Source organism: Gilliamella sp. W8145, assembly GCF_016101145.1.
GTDB classification, from domain to species: domain Bacteria; phylum Pseudomonadota; class Gammaproteobacteria; order Enterobacterales; family Orbaceae; genus Gilliamella; species Gilliamella apis_A.
In genome coordinates, this window is record NZ_JACFRC010000001.1 from 693,040 (window position 1) to 708,851 (window position 15,812).

General features: G+C 33.6%; 12 protein-coding genes and 2 pseudogenes. 3 read left to right on the forward strand and 11 right to left on the reverse strand.

The genetic code is table 11. The features are described 5' to 3' along the window. The first annotated feature begins 30 nt into the window (after positions 1-30). Both dsdX and dsdA read left to right on the forward strand, forming a co-directional pair. Positions 31-1,368, forward strand: a complete 1,338-nt coding sequence (gene dsdX / locus H3T80_RS03130; RefSeq protein WP_198199946.1) for a D-serine transporter DsdX — start codon at positions 31-33, stop codon at positions 1,366-1,368. 19 nt (positions 1,369-1,387) lie between these two features. Continuing rightward, the gene (gene dsdA / locus H3T80_RS03135) at positions 1,388-2,719 is read left to right on the forward strand and encodes a D-serine ammonia-lyase (protein WP_198199953.1); all 1,332 of its coding nucleotides are present in this window, start codon (positions 1,388-1,390) and stop codon (positions 2,717-2,719) included. Positions 2,720-2,785: 66 nt separating this feature from the next. Here dsdA and H3T80_RS03140 read toward each other — a convergent pair whose 3' ends face one another. Next, positions 2,786-3,748 (reverse strand): aldo/keto reductase, encoded by a 963-nt coding sequence (locus H3T80_RS03140; protein ID WP_198199955.1) that lies wholly within the window; start codon positions 3,746-3,748, stop codon positions 2,786-2,788. Positions 3,749-3,907: 159 nt separating this feature from the next. Between H3T80_RS03140 and H3T80_RS03145 the strand changes: the two genes are divergently transcribed. After that, positions 3,908-4,789 (forward strand): LysR family transcriptional regulator, encoded by an 882-nt coding sequence (locus tag H3T80_RS03145; protein ID WP_198199958.1) that lies wholly within the window; start codon positions 3,908-3,910, stop codon positions 4,787-4,789. Between the two features lie 234 nt (positions 4,790-5,023). Here the strand turns inward: H3T80_RS03145 and H3T80_RS03150 are convergent, their stop codons facing one another. The 10 genes and pseudogenes from H3T80_RS03150 to H3T80_RS03185 form a co-directional block, all read right to left on the reverse strand. Then, entirely contained in the window at positions 5,024-6,421 is a 1,398-nt protein-coding gene (locus tag H3T80_RS03150; protein WP_198199960.1) for an FAD-binding oxidoreductase, read from the reverse strand. 177 nt (positions 6,422-6,598) lie between these two features. After that, on the reverse strand, positions 6,599-7,390 hold the full coding sequence (locus tag H3T80_RS03155; RefSeq protein WP_198199962.1) for a phosphatase PAP2 family protein: 792 nt from the start codon (positions 7,388-7,390) through the stop codon (positions 6,599-6,601). A 363-nt stretch (positions 7,391-7,753) separates the two neighbouring features. Next, positions 7,754-8,335 (reverse strand): hypothetical protein, encoded by a 582-nt coding sequence (locus H3T80_RS03160; protein ID WP_198199964.1) that lies wholly within the window; start codon positions 8,333-8,335, stop codon positions 7,754-7,756. 80 nt (positions 8,336-8,415) lie between these two features. Further along, complete coding sequence (locus H3T80_RS03165; protein WP_198199965.1) at positions 8,416-9,651, reverse strand: M20 family metallo-hydrolase; 1,236 nt, start codon at positions 9,649-9,651, stop codon at positions 8,416-8,418. Continuing rightward, positions 9,644-10,129, reverse strand: a complete 486-nt coding sequence (locus tag H3T80_RS03170; RefSeq protein WP_086363667.1) for an L-2-amino-thiazoline-4-carboxylic acid hydrolase — start codon at positions 10,127-10,129, stop codon at positions 9,644-9,646. The genes H3T80_RS03165 and H3T80_RS03170 overlap by 8 nt, the downstream gene beginning before the upstream one ends. A 53-nt stretch (positions 10,130-10,182) precedes the next feature. Next, positions 10,183-11,697, reverse strand: a complete 1,515-nt coding sequence (locus tag H3T80_RS12330; RefSeq protein WP_370548257.1) for an amino acid ABC transporter permease/ATP-binding protein — start codon at positions 11,695-11,697, stop codon at positions 10,183-10,185. 90 nt (positions 11,698-11,787) lie between these two features. Continuing rightward, positions 11,788-12,564: pseudogene (locus H3T80_RS12335) on the reverse strand (transporter substrate-binding domain-containing protein); the annotation flags it as partial. A gap of 1,226 nt (positions 12,565-13,790) precedes the next feature. Next, positions 13,791-14,063, reverse strand: a complete 273-nt coding sequence (locus tag H3T80_RS03180) for a hypothetical protein (protein ID WP_198199969.1) — start codon at positions 14,061-14,063, stop codon at positions 13,791-13,793. Beyond that, positions 14,050-14,349 (reverse strand): annotated as a pseudogene (locus H3T80_RS12340) (hemagglutinin); the annotation flags it as partial. The pseudogene H3T80_RS12340 and the gene H3T80_RS03180, both read right to left, overlap by 14 nt. Then, positions 14,289-15,293 carry a VENN motif pre-toxin domain-containing protein gene (locus H3T80_RS03185; RefSeq protein ID WP_198199970.1) on the reverse strand — a complete coding sequence of 335 codons (1,005 nt, stop codon included), beginning with the start codon at positions 15,291-15,293 and terminating at the stop codon, positions 14,289-14,291. The pseudogene H3T80_RS12340 and the gene H3T80_RS03185, both read right to left, overlap by 61 nt. Between the last annotated feature and the right edge of the window lie 519 nt (positions 15,294-15,812).

Consider the following 15,812-nt stretch of genomic DNA (forward strand, 5'->3'; position numbering starts at 1 on the left):
TTTTTACTTTCATTGAAATGGGAAAACATTATGGATTCACAGATTTGGGAGTTAGGTGTTTTAATTTCAAGTATTTTATTAATTGTAATAAGTATAATCAAATTTAAACTTCATCCATTTTTAGCTTTATTATTATCCAGCTTTTATGTTGGTGTATTGATGAAAATGAAGCCATTAAATATGATTGCTTCTATTGAAGATGGTATTGGTGGTACACTCGGTTTTTTAGCTGCAGTAATTGGTTTAGGTACCATTCTGAGTAAAATGATAGAAATATCAGGTGCAGCTGAACGCATTGGTATTACTTTACAAAAATGCCGCTGGTTATCACCAGATGTTATTATGGTATTGATTGGCATGATTTGCGGTATAACATTATTTGTTGAGGTCGGCGTTGTACTCTTGATACCATTAGCCTTTTCAATTGCTAAAAAAACCAAAACATCATTGTTAATGTTAGCAATTCCATTATGTACTGCACTTATGACGGTTCATTGTATTGTTCCACCTCATCCAGCTGCACTGTATGTCACTAATGCTTTAGGCGTTGATATTGGTAGTGTAATTTTATATGGATTAATTATTGGAATAATCGCATCATTAGCCGGAGGTTCTATTTTTTTAAGAATGATCAAAAATAGAATTCCATTTAAAGCAGTACCGGAACAATTTTCCGATTTAAAAATAAGAACTGCAGAAGAATTACCTTCATTAGCTGCAACATTACTTATAATTTTATTACCCATTTTTCTCATGCTGATTAAAACAATTGCGGAGTTAAACATGGATAAAAACACGTCAATTTATACTGTTTTAGAATTTACCGGTAATCCTATTACCGCTATGTTTATTGCTGCATTTGTTGCCTATTATATGCTAGGTCTAAGACGTGAAATGAAAATGGCCGACTTACTCAATAAAACTGAAGATTGTTTTTCAACAATTGGCAATATTTTGTTAATTATCGCCGCTGGTGGTGCATTTAATGGTATTTTAAAAGCGAGTGGCTTGAGTGATAGTTTAGCGAGTATTTTATCTCTCTTAGATATGCATCCAATTTTATTGGCATGGCTAGTAGCAATAATTTTGCATGCGGCAGTAGGTTCAGCAACGGTTGCTATGATGGGCGCCACAGCAATCGTATCACCGATGCTAATCCTTTATCCTGATATCAGTCCGGAAATCATTACACTGGCTATAGGTTCGGGTGCTATTGGTTGTACCATAGTTACTGATTCGTTATTTTGGCTTGTTAAGCAATATTGTGGTGCGACAATGACTGAAATGCTGAAATACTACACCTCTGCAACATTCATTGCTTCAGTAGTGGCATTAATGGTTACTTTTTTATTATCTAATTTTATTTAGATATCTTTCAAGGAGCGATATGAATCAAATAGAGATACAAACACTTATAGCCGATAAACCGTTAGTAAAAAAGTTAATTCAGCTTCAACCATGCAGTTGGTTTAATCCTGATACCACAACTTTAGCAATAGGCCTTCCTTATGTTGGACTTGATCAAATTGATATAAAAAAAGCGAGTGAACGCTTAAATCGTTTTGCACCTTACTTAGCATTAGCTTTCCCTGAAACAGCAACAACCAAGGGTATTATTGAATCACAGTTAGTTGAAATTACTAATATGAAAAAAGCTCTTGAAGCCAGATATAATGTTGCTATCGCCGGTCAACTTTATTTGAAAAAAGATAGTCATTTACCTATTTCTGGCTCAATTAAAGCTCGCGGCGGTATTTATGAAGTCTTAACTTATGCTGAAAAACTAGCTATTGAAAATGGATTATTATCAGAACATGATGATTACAGCAAATTCTATTCTGATAAGTTTAAACAGTTTTTTAGTCAATATCGTATTGCGGTAGGTTCAACAGGTAACCTTGGTTTATCAATTGGCATAATGAGCGCTAAACTCGGGTTTCAAGTTAGCGTACATATGTCGGCAGATGCCCGAGAATGGAAAAAAAAGAAATTACGAGATCATGGTGTTAATGTTATTGAATATGAACAAGACTATGGTGTTGCCGTTGAACAAGGCCGTAAAGCAGCAGAATCTGATCCAAAATGTTTCTTCATCGACGATGAAAATTCTACTACCCTATTTTTAGGCTATTCAGTCGCAGGTGAACGCACGAAACAACAATTCAATGAGTTGGGAATTAAAGTTGATAAAGATCATCCTCTTTTTGTCTATTTACCATGTGGTGTAGGTGGTGGCCCTGGCGGTGTTGCTTTTGGTTTAAAAATGGCATTCGGTGATAACGTACATTGTATTTTTGCTGAACCGACCCATTCACCGTGTATGTTACTAGGGGTTTATACTGGTTTACATGACAAAATTTCGGTACAAGAGATCGGCATTGATAATATTACTGCCGCAGATGGTTTGGCTGTGGGTCGGCCTTCTGGATTTGTTGGACGAGCGATGCAACGTCTCTTAGATGGATATTACACCCTGTCTGATCAGGATATGTATGATTTGTTAGTATTACTGGATAAAACCGAAAACATGCAACTTGAACCTTCTGCTCTAGCAGGTATGCAAGGTCCCGTCATTGTAACTAACAATTCGAAATATTTAGAACGTATGCAATTTACCCATCAGCAACTACAAAATGCAACTCATTTAGTATGGGCAACTGGCGGCGGAATGGTACCGAAAGAGGAGATGCAAAAATATTTAAATTTAGGAAAAATTTAGTAACAGTTACTGACAAATATCCCAATAATATTTGTCAGTAAATTTAATCTTGTTGATTGCAACAAATCAAAGTGCACCGACAATACGATGAGGCAAGTAAAGTTCTTCAAGATAAGCAATATCATCCTTATTTAATGAAACCTTTAATGCCCCTACCGAATCATCCAAATATTGAATTTTAGTTGCCCCAATGATTGGTGAAGCAACGCCTTTGGCAAATTGCCATGCAAGAGCAATTTGAGTCATGGTTACAGTGTATTTTTGCGCAATTTCATTAACTCTTTTCACTATATTCATGTCGATTTGTTGGGTACTATCGTATTTAGCAACAGCCGTTTTATCAGTTTTACTACGTAGTGTATTGGTCTGCCATTCTAATCGGGAGAGTCTCCCTGCAGCTAAAGGGCTATAAGGGGTTAATGAAACATTGAATTGCTTACAGATGGGAATTAATTCTCTTTCATCTTCACGATATAATAAATTATAGTGATTCTGCATCGAAACAAACGGCGTCCAACCATTTTGTTTGGCGACTAATTGCATATTATAAAATTGATAACCATACATCGCAGAAGCACCTAATGCTCGTACTTTACCACTCTGTACTAGACGATGTAATGCAGCCATAGTTTCCTCAATTGGTGTACTATAGTCAAAACGATGGATAATATATAAATCGACATAATCGGTACCTAATCGCCTCAGGGAACTGTCAATTTCTCGTTCAATTGCTGTTTTAGATAAATGCCCTTCATTAAAATAGACTTTAGTAGCCAGAATTACTTTGTCTCGAGCTATATTTCGTTTAATCGCTCTTCCTACATATTCTTCGCTGGTACCACTAGAGTATGTATTTGCTGTATCAATAAAATTAATTCCTAGATCTAAGGCATGTTTAATAATTGTTTCGCTTTGTTCTGGATTAAGTGTCCAATCATGCATTTTACTAGCAGGATCGCCAAAACTCATACATCCTAAACAAAATCGTGAGACTTCAATATCAGAATTACCTAATTTTATATAATCCATACTTTTTACCTTACTAGTTAATAATAGATTGAATAATTTAATAAATTGTTAAAATTCAATTTTAATTATGATTATTTTATCGTTAACTTTTATTGAGATAAACGTATTATTCATTTATAGTATCATGAATTAAATTCATTAATTTTCTATTTATATCCGATGTATAACTATAATGAACTAAACTATTTTATTACTATAGCTAAAGCAAAAAGCTTTGTTGGTGCAGCTAAATCTTTAGGTGTTTCGTCCTCAGCACTAAGTCATAGCATGCGAAACTTAGAAACACGTCTGAGTTTACGACTATTTAATCGCACGACTCGAAGCCTATCATTGACAGAGGCAGGAGAACAACTTTATAAACAAATATTCCCTTTATATCGACAAATTAATGAAGAAGTTGCTGCTCTTGGTGATTACCTTGATACTCCATCGGGTACCATTAGAATTAATGCATCGAATATTGCTATTGAAAATTTTATATACCCTAAATTAAGCCAATTTTCACTACGCTATCCACAAATTAAAATTGAAATTCAATGTGACAATAACTTAGTTGATATTGTCAAACAAGGTTTCGATATGGGCTGCCGAATCGGTAATGATTTGGCAAAAGAGATGATAGCAGTAAAAATATCAGATCCATTGCGAATGGCTTTAGTGGCTAGTCCTGATTATTTGCATCAGAGAACAAGACCAAAACAGATAAATGATTTAGATCAACATTTATTAATTGGCAAAAAAGTTTCAACCCAATATGAAATGGAATCGATATGGGAGTTTGCCGATAAAGGTAATATTATTCAATATCACCCTATTTCTCACTTCACAATCAATAATCATTTAAGAAAACAAGCTACTCTTGATGGTTTAGGTATTAGTTGGATTGGTTATCCGGATGTAAAAAATGAATTAGCATCAGGACAACTTATAGAATTACTACCTGAATATTCAATTACATATGAACCTTTTTATATTTATTACCCAAGTCGCAAAGGGCATTCAAATGTATTTAGACTAGTATTAGAAGCATTAAAAAACTAGTTTAGTTTCAATATGGTTGATAAAAAATGACATGAAAAATAAATATTAAAATCTACAAATAATTTTATGTTTAATATTCGTTGTATAGTACATTAAAATAAAGCTTAAATAAGTTTAAAAATAAATTTTTTTCTTATGTTAAACAATGTATTGAACTTTATCGATATTAGATAATATCAGCTTAAATAATTAGTTATTTAACAAAAAATAACTAATTATCTTGCTGGCACTATGTTATTGAACGGTTTGAATATGGTAGCGTTTCAATAACATATTACTGAATTTATTGTGTGGATCTAAACGAGCTTTAAGTTTAAAAAATTGCTCAGCCTGTGGATATGCTCTTTGAAATTGTTCTGTTGTCGCATGTAATTGATAAGGTAGATAGTAACTTCCTTGATTTTCCAAAACAGCATCTATTAATTCCCTTGTCCAATTACCAACATGTTGTTTGCTCAATTCATCAGTGTCTTGCTGATAATAGACCACAAAAGCAAATACTTCCGATTTTGCCCAAGCCAGTAATGAACCACTATCTTGGTTGGCATGACGAATAGAAATATTAATAACATTAACTTTATATTTTTTCAAAATAGTGACTAATTTTGGATAAAAGTGATCAAATTGTTCAACCGGTATAAAATATTCTTGCAAAACAAAGCTTTTATTTTTAGTCGCTATCGGTTGTAAATACGAGACATCATAACTAGCCTCATAATTACGCCATATTACTGGTTTTTTTATGTAATAAAAATCATCAAATAATTTACGTAAATTTTTACCAGTAGTCGAGGAAGATACAATTTTGATTGGCTTTTCCAGATTATGCGATTTTTTATCATCAGATCTTAATCGTTGCAAAATCGTTAATGGTTCTTCAGTCTGTTTATAAGTAACGGATCTCACTCTTTTATAATCTGGTGGATAAATTATCGCATTATGGAATATCGATTTTTTATCAGAACGAATATGTTGGGTAAAATATTGATAATAGTTGGTAATTGGCATAGCTTTACTAAAACGTTTGACTTTAACATTATCTGCAAGTTGTAAAGTCACTTCGGTGATTATACCTAAGCCACCATAACCCCCAATAGCACCATAGAATATATCTTGATTTTGCTCAGGACTAGCTACTACTACTTTGCCATCAGCTAACACAATTTTAAATTGTTTTACCGAAAGAATTATAGGTCCTTCACCTATATAACGGCCATGAACATTAACACTTAATGATCCACCAATACTAAAATTAGCATAACTTTGCATTATTTTTACAGATAAATCATAAGGGTCTATAAGCGCTTGGACTTGATGCCATGTGGCACCGGTCTCGATAGTTAGCAACTTTTGTTCAGGTTTAAAATCAATGACATGATTTAATTTGCGAGTATCTATTTGTACGGCGCCCTGAATTGCGGTTTGTCCTCCCATACTATATTTACCACCAGCAATACTAATTGGCCCGCTAGCCTTTTTAACTATATCAACAACTTGTTGAGTAGATTCTGGTTGCACAACTGCAGCAACTTGAACTGGTGTCATTCCAGTTACATCATTAACTTCTACTGCCATGACAGTCAAGGGCAATAAAAAACCAAATACAGATAATAATAAATTTATTTTTTTCATTTTAAATACTAATTGCAAATCAAATATAGCTAGAATGATTATCTTAACTAGTATAAATATATAGTTCCATTATTTTATTGAAAAATATAGAGTTAGATAACTTTAAAAATTCATAATAGTGCTCCCCTAAGCCTATTATAAACTAGATTCTTTATTCACTCAGGGGAGATAGACTACTTATTTTAATAAACTATATTGTTGATTAATTTCTTCGCTAGCTTTGCGAAGGTCTTCTTGAAATTTTGCAATAGTTTGTAATTTTGAGTATTCTACAGCACCGACTATACGACCAGCGTTAACATCTGTCTGCCAATGAGCACCGCAAATCACTCTACTTTGACCAAACTCATAACCACGTTTTATTATTGTTTCGGCATGTGAAGGAGCAATTTGAGCTAAAACTAATGCTAATGTCCAACCATAAGCTGTATGACCTGATGGGAAAGATCCATTTTGACGTAATCGATCTTCTTCCTCAATCGGTTGACAAGAATGATTACCAAAATAGACAAATGGACGTTTTCTCATGTAAAATTCTTTGGCAGTTTTAGTCGCATTGTCTGCTGAATCGACTAATAGATCGCCAAACATTTTATATAAAGTAGGCGTAGTCTCTGGCGAAATTGTGATACCGAGCGATTGAGAAAATATTTTAGCCACATTCGCAATATGCAAATCAGCATCCTGTATCGCTTGTTGCCAACGCTCTGTACCTTTAAGGTTATAACCATGTAAATAAGCTATTTTATCTGCTTCAAATTCAGGTGTCCCTTCTTCTGGATAAACAGGTAAATACTCTTTACTACTCACCGCTTGCTCGGCAGTGTGATAAGTAATCCCTACTTCATGGCCTAAAAAATCCTCTGTTGAACCTTTTTGGAAAGCAAATAACGATGAAGAAAAAAACAAAGAGCAATACAGCGTTGAAATAAAGATAGTTAGTTTTCTGTTCTTAACATTTTTAACCATTATTTACTCCTATTACTTGGTTGATTGATTTAAAAAACAATTAATTAAATTAAGGGAGCTTAAAAAAATTTTTATAAATAAAAAGTGAAAGAAACATCTAACATTGCACAAACATTTCTAGTTTTTTATCAATTGTTTGACTGAAAATGGAAAAACTAATCTAATTGTAATGGGTTATATCTTCGTTAGATTAGTCATCCGAACGTAAATACGAGAAAAGTTCAATTGTATTTAAACTGATATTAAAAGCATTGAAATACTGAATATCGAAGTACGAAAACTTTATTACTTCTTATAAGGTCGAGTATACGACCTTATGAAAATATATTAATTCATTTATTCACTTAAAATAATTAATTGAGATTATTTTTTATTATCTAAGGGAATATTCGTTTTTTGAATGAATTTTTTCCAAATTAGTAATTGAACTAATATTTTTTTAGTTGTAACTTCATCGACTAAATAACGTCTTTCAGACTTAAATAAGCCAAAAATACCGTTATCAATAAGGGTCTGAGATATATAAGGAATATTATTATTTATTAAATATTTTCTACCTAATACGCCTAATTTTATATTATCTTCATATTCTTTTTGTTTTAAAGAACGCTCTTGTGCAGGTAAATTTGCCCATTTTAAAAAATTGACAAGTTCTTTTATTGCATCGTCAATTTGGGCAGCTTCAATTTTAGGATAAGTTAAAAGTATGTCATTAAAATATGTATAATATTGCCTATAATCATTTTTTTTACCAACAAAAATATAGAGATCATTTTTACCTATATATTCGTTACATTGATTTTTATCTGTATTAAACACACAATATTTGATTTTTATACCTGTATTGTATCTATCATACTCTTTGGGTGGAACCATTCGAACCGAATCTTTAGGAGCACATCCAATAATGAAAATAGCCAAAACAAAATAAATTATTTTTTTCATTTTTAATCCTTTAATCTTGTAAACAATGGCTCTAATTGAAATAGTCAAATTATGTCTTTATTAGAGGAAAATAATATCGTTTATTGCGATAATTCTAATAAAGTATCCAATAAAACATCTGCTCCGGCTTTGCACCAGAAAGTAGTTATCGATTCAGCTTCATTATGACTTATTCCTTTGATACAAGGAATAAATATCATTGAAGTCGGCGCAATGCTACTCAAATGACAAGCATCATGACCTGCACCAGAAACCATTTCAATTGCCGAATAATTATTTTTTATTGCCGCCTTTCTAACTGACGCTATGCAGTTTAGATCAAAATGGATAGATGGCATGCTAAGCACTTTTTTTATTTCCAGTTTTAAATTTAATTTCTCAGCTATTTCAGATAATTGAGCATAGATAAGCGTTTCAAAGTTTGCCAATAATTCAGAATCATAATGTCGTAGATCTATAGTAAAAAAACAATGATCCGCAACTACATTACGAGAATTTGGGTTGACAGTAATCATCCCCACGGTTAACCTAATATCTTTGCTATCTGAATGTAATGCCAGTCGGTTTAAAGCGGTCACAGATTCAGATAATCCCACCACCGCATCTTGGCGCATATTGACTGGCGTTGTTCCTGCATGGGCAGCTAAACCCGTCAATGTGACTTCATACCAACGTTGGGCAAACGCACCTTTTACAATACCAATTGTTTGATTTTGTTGTTCAAGTATAGGACCTTGTTCAATATGAGCTTCAATAATGGCTTTAATTGAGTGATTGGCTATTTTAGCATTACCCAAATAACCAATATCTTCTAATGCTTGTTTAACCGTAATACCATCTTGATCTTTTATCGCATAAGCTTGATCAAGATCCAGCTTGCCAGTAAAAACAGCTGATCCCATCATGGCTGGCGCAAAACGTGAACCTTCTTCATTAGTCCACATCACTAGTTCTATAGGGTGATTAGTTTGAATATTATAATCATTTAACGTTAGTAAAACTTCTAAACCAGCTAATACGCCATAGATCCCATCATACCGGCCACCCTTTGGTTGACTATCACCATGTGAACCGGTCATCACTACTGGTAAATCTTTAAGGCCTTCTCGACGTATAAAAATATTACCTATCGCATCGACTTGAACTTTAAAACCAGCAGATTGACTAATTTGAATAAGTAAATCACGGGCTTGTTTATCTAAACTCGTTAATGTTAAACGTGTCACACCGTCATTTTTAGTCTTGCCTATTTGAGCAAAATCATCAAGCAATTTTTCAAGGCGTGTAATATTAATTTTGGGTTGTAAACTACTCATTATTTTTGCCCCTTAGGCAGTAACGAAAATCACAAATACCATCACCCATCATAATAGTATGAGGACGATCTAATTTAACTTGCGGAGCATAGCCTTCGATAAATTTACTATCGCGATTACAGGATAATAAAAAACCAATTTCAGCTAATCCCATTTGCTGATACATTTCTGCGTATCGACATCGATGGACATTATAGTCATATCGCTCATGACTGTTTTCAACGACAGTAATTATTAAAGCATCATCTTGTTCCCACAGATGTTGTAAGGCTACAAAACTTTCAACGCTAGTACCATTGGGCTCCTTTGCAGCAAACTCTTTTCCAGATTCAACTGCTGCTTGGGCAACCGCTTCGCCAATAACCGCCTTAGCGACCTCTTTACCATAATCGCGTGTTAATATTTCATATATAGGTTTTATTATTTCTGCTTCAATTTTACGACGATGTAAAATACCTATTTCGGGAAATTCTTGCATCACTTATACCTCAATCATTCTAACTATTATTTTTTAAGTTTAAATTTTTATTATCAACGTTCATTCTGATTAAGAAATTGTTGTAAACGTTTATCATCACTATTTTTTAAAACATTAGGCGCATCATCATGAATAATCTGTCCTTCTTCCATAAAGAGGATACGATTGGAAACTTTAAATGCAAAAGACATTTCATGAGTAACAATTAACATAGTCATCCCTTCTGTTGCCAGTTTTGCAATAACTTGTAAAACCTCATTAACCAATTCAGGATCGAGGGCTGATGTAGGTTCATCAAACAACATAATACTTGGTTCCATAACCAATGCCCTAGCAATTGCAACCCTTTGCTGCTGTCCACCAGATAACTGATGCGGATATTTATAAGCATGGTCTAACATCCCAACTTTATCTAATAAAGCTAAAGCTAATTGTTTCGTTATCGCTAAATCCTTACCATGATATTCAGGCGCTAACAGTAGGTTTTCTAAAACAGTCTTATGGGGAAATAAGTTATAATTTTGAAATACCATCCCTAAATGCACAATTCGATTATAGAATTGTTTATCATGTATTTGTCCGCCATTAATAAAGGGAATTCCTTCAAATTTAATCGTTCCTTCATCTAAGTCGGATAAACCATTAATGGTTCGAATAAGGGTTGTTTTGCCTGAACCTGATGGACCTATAATCGATATAACATCCCCCCAATTGACATCTAAATTAATGTCTTTTAGAACTTTTGTATTACCATAATTTTTAGACAAATGTTGCAACTCTAACACATACTTACTTGGTTTACTTGTTGATAAAAGATTATTCTCTTTATGAGAAATTGACTTAAATTCATTTGCTTCAATTGTCGCAATGTTGGAACGTTTTGTAACATCCAAAGAGACTTCAAAACGCTTGATTAGCCAAGTTACTATAGTCACTATAGCCACATAATAAATCGCAACAATAGTTAGCGTTTCAATAACTAAAAAGTTACGGGTATAAAGCTGTTGACCAACTAATAAAATTTCAGTTAATGAAATAACCGATACTAACGATGTTAATTTTATAATGGTAACAAATTGATTTGTTAGTGGTGGTAAGGCTATTCTCAGTGCTTGAGGGAAAACGATTTTAGCTTGAATTGACCAGTACCTTATACCTAAGGCTCTACCTGCATCAATTTGATCTTTGGAAATTGCTTGTAACGCCCCACGATGAATTTCAGCCATATAGGCACTTTCACTGAGAATTAATGCAATCAACCCTGCCCAAAAAGGATTAGATAATACAACACTACTTGCTTGCCAAAATCTAGGTAAACTATAGATATAAATTAACAAAACTAATAATGGTAAACTTCTGAATAACCAGATATAAAATGCGGTTATTTTTACCAATACTAAGCGCTTTGAGCGATTACCCAAAGCTAATAATAGTCCAAAAACTAAAGCACTTAGCCACGCCAAACCACTTAAAGAAATAACAGTACAACTAGCTTTTGCAAAATTAGGATTAATCAACTCATTAAAAAAATAACTCCAATTAAAGCCTTTCTGTTCAACATTCTGAATTTGTTTTAAATTGCCTGCCAAATCGGTAGCAATAAAATCGATGTTATCTTGTAGTAATGTTTGATTGGGATAAGCTAAATTATATTTTTTTAACAATAGATCGTATTCGCCCGATTGTCGTACCGATTTAATAAGATCGAGCAAATATTGCTTGAACTCCGTATCATTCTTGCGCACAGCCAAACCAATCAGAACAGGATTTATCATATTTTTGCTAGTGATTTTCAAACTGTTATTTAGTTGTTTGATCACCATATTTGCCACTGCAGCATCTTCATATTGCACATCAACACCATGTGAAAGGAGCGCTTGAGAAGCTTCTGGAGCACTTGGGTACTCTTTTACCATAATGGCCTGAAGATGTTGAGATTTACAATATGTCTCACTGATCTGATTCATTGTTTCAATCCATGCCGCCCCTTTCATAGACGATACACTCTTACCACATAAATCTTCTAAGGTTTGTGGATTAAATTTATCATCTTGTCGAACTAATAGCACACCACCAGTCTGTAAATAAGGAATAAAATCAACTTGTTTAGCTCGTGTACCATTAACATATAGAGCACTAGCTACAACATCATAATGGCCTGATTCCAGTCCAATAATAATATTTTCAATTCGAGTATCATTAAACTCAGCTATCTTATGAGACTTTTGTGCTAACAAACGCATAAAATCAGGGTCAAAACCTTCAGCTTGATTATTTTCCAGATAAGCAAAAGGCGCATAGGTCAAATCAATGCCAATTCTTAGCACATTTGAATCATTATCAATTTTTGCTACTGATAAAGGAGTTATTAAAAGAAAAACAACGCCAATAACCACGGCAAAAATGTTTTTATAAAAAGACAGGAAAGAGCGCATAATTTTTCCATCCTTGTGTAAGTTTCTATTTAAATAGATATATTGAGAAATATCATTAGGATGTACTTGATTATAGTAATAAATAACTATTTGAATAATAATAAATAGTTATATTGTTATAGCATTTAAATATATGCCATAATAAATTATGATGTAAAACATCAACTACTTTCCTTAAAATTTTGAGGAAAAGAGGGATGAGAGGTAAAATAAAAGTAACTACGTTGTGGTTTTAGGAATTTTGCCAGTCCACCAAATTGGTTTCTCGTCCGATTGTAAATTATCGAAAACAGATAAAGGGATCTTACTGTAGCTCATACAATAAGGAATGGTAGAAATTGTTACCATTACTGATTAATATTTATAATCGGGATCTGATTTGAACCATTCATAATTTCTTATAGCACATTCAATACTCTCATAAAATGCTTTAAAATATGCATCAAATATCGCTGTCTGTAACTAATTCAACTATGCGGATGCCACCTGTAAAACCAATTTTTATTGACATCATTTCTTTACCTTATCATTTTTAATGAAAATTCAACATTCTATTAAATATATTGTACTTATATTGGACCATCCCAATTTAGTTTATTTTTCTGTTCGTCAAGTTCGAGTTTACATAACTATTTTCTTTTCGATACCACCCTACTATCAATAAGCAAAGTACTTGTTGTTGCGGTACTTTATAAGATAATAATTGATTTGTATAAGAAGTTTTACCTGTTTTGTTATAAATTTCTATTTATTATTCTTGCTTCATTGTTATGGTCATAAAAAATTGGTTGCACCCTAGTCAGTTAAAAAACAGTCATTATTAGTAACAGTTCTAATTGATGATTATATTTCTAGATAATGGTTATTTTGATTTAGTTTATTGAGATTTTTTTGTAAAAATAATTGAGGAGTTTATGCCATCTTATTGATATTAGGATATGAATGAACTGGTCAGAGTTTGCAAGAATTATGTGTAAAAGAGCTAATGGCTAAGACACATTCTACGCTAAAAAACACCATTACCCAAACCCAAACGGTAAAACCATCGCTGAAGCACTGCATAACGGTCAGTTACAGCCTCAATGGCCGGCAACCCGTCACCATCACAGCTAAAAAAGGGAAGTTGATTGTTGAAATTGCGAAGTAGATTCAGAGTTGATGAATAATTAATCCAGCTCTGCGAGCACTGTCACAGAACTAGATTAATATTTATTATTTTTAATATTTCATTGATATTGTTTAGGTATATTAGTTAACTGTTCATTTAGAGACCAACTATTTGGTTGGCACTTTTTACAATTCCATTTTGCCCCGCTATCTAACCATTTTTTTCTATAACTTTTAATTCCAATCAAAGTACAATCTTCATACCCAAATTCCACGCCACAACAATCACAAATATTATATGTTGGCGTTTGTTCATCAATTCCCCATTGAGGTTCATTTTGCTTAAGGCCGCAAACACGACAGATATATGCTTCATTATTATTTTTGTACATTAAAATACTCCAAATTAGTTTTATATCCATGTTCAGCCGGATTAGGCTTAAACATTGTTTTAGGCGTACCATCTGCATTTTTTACAGCAAAAATATTAGAGCTAGGATTGTAAAAAACTGTATCGCCATTTTTTCTAGTAATAACTAGCGTGCCAGCTGGTGGATTGTTAACAAAATTATGTGTCGCATCTACATATTGTTTTGCATTTTGGAATTCTGGAAATTCTAACTTATGTTTATCCCAATGACTATAAGCATTTTCGACAGGATCTTTTTTATTGGTTTTTCCACTCCACTACCTGCCTGAGAACCCCGATTTGATGGCATCTTGCTTGTAAGTGTACTATTTTTAACAACTGTTGTTTCAACTTGTGTAGATTGACTAGCAACCTGATTCATTAATCGATTGCCTTCTGCTACATTACCTGCCTTGTATGCTGCCTCAGCTTCTTTTACTAAAGCTTGTGCTGCTATAGTTTCAACCTTAACAACTTTTCCTGCTACCTTGATATATTTTACAAAAGGTAACACTCCGGCAATTGCTATTGTATAGTCCCCCCAACTATCAGCATCCCCAAAGGCAATATAATCTCCATACGGCGTTACCAAAATAGCAAGATCCTCTGGAAATTGTTTTAAATTCTCTCTTAAAAGATCATACATGTATTTACCCGAGTTCATATCATCTATGATCTGAAAAGCTTCCTCGAGAGTTAAATAACCTGCTGCTGAAGCATGAACTATTGAATCATAATTCGCTCCTGTTTCTGGTGATAAACCGATAATATCACCACCATGCCATGGTCCCATCGAGTTATTCTCAACTGCATTTTTACTGCTACTAATTGCTGCACTAGCATCGCCAATATTACCACCTCCGGCAGCTACCGCAAGGCCGGAGGCTAGTTGAGATAGTGCACTGATGGTTTCTTTTTCCTCTTCGGTTAAATCTTTGACTTCTTTTCCATACAGTTGTTTACGGATGATATCTGCTGCAACTTCACCTATTACTGCACCGGCTCCGCCGGCAAGTCCTGAATTACCTTGTAGTTCCGCAACCACTGCGCCGAGTATGGAATGCGCAATTAACCTTGCAGCTTCATTATCGCCTGTATGCAGTTTTATCTGCTCAGCTAACCATGGTGCACTAGCGCCGGCTAGGCCGCCGGTGATAATGCCGGTAATAATTGCTACGGCTGAGTCAACGCCTTTACTAAAGTCATTGCCCATTTTGCCATCTTGGGAGTCTTTATCGGCATCTTTATGAATGGTGCGTTCAAGCTCTTTAACCTGTGACGCTAACTCTTGTAAGCTAGTGACAATGTTTTGTTTGGTCTGTTCATTCTCTTTATTAAAGATAGGTTTGAGCTTACTATGGGCATTTTCGGTATCATGACTGAGTTCATTAATATCTTGTGTTTGCTTATCTTGGTCACGAATGATTAACTCACCGTCACTGATTGCCGAGTGCGTAATATTCGAGGCTTCATCGTTATGGTCATAAACGGTTGGTTGGCTACTGGTCGGTGAAAAACTGTCATTACTAGTAACAGTTCTAATTGGTGATTATATTTTTTAGATTATGGTTATTTTGATTTAGTTTATTGAGGTTTATTTGTAAAAACAATTGAGGAGTCTATACCGTCTTATTGATATTAGAATATGAATGAAGTGGTCATAGTCTTTGGGAATTATGTGTAAAAAAGATAACTATAACAAAGGATGTTACTCTTCACTGATTATCTTTAA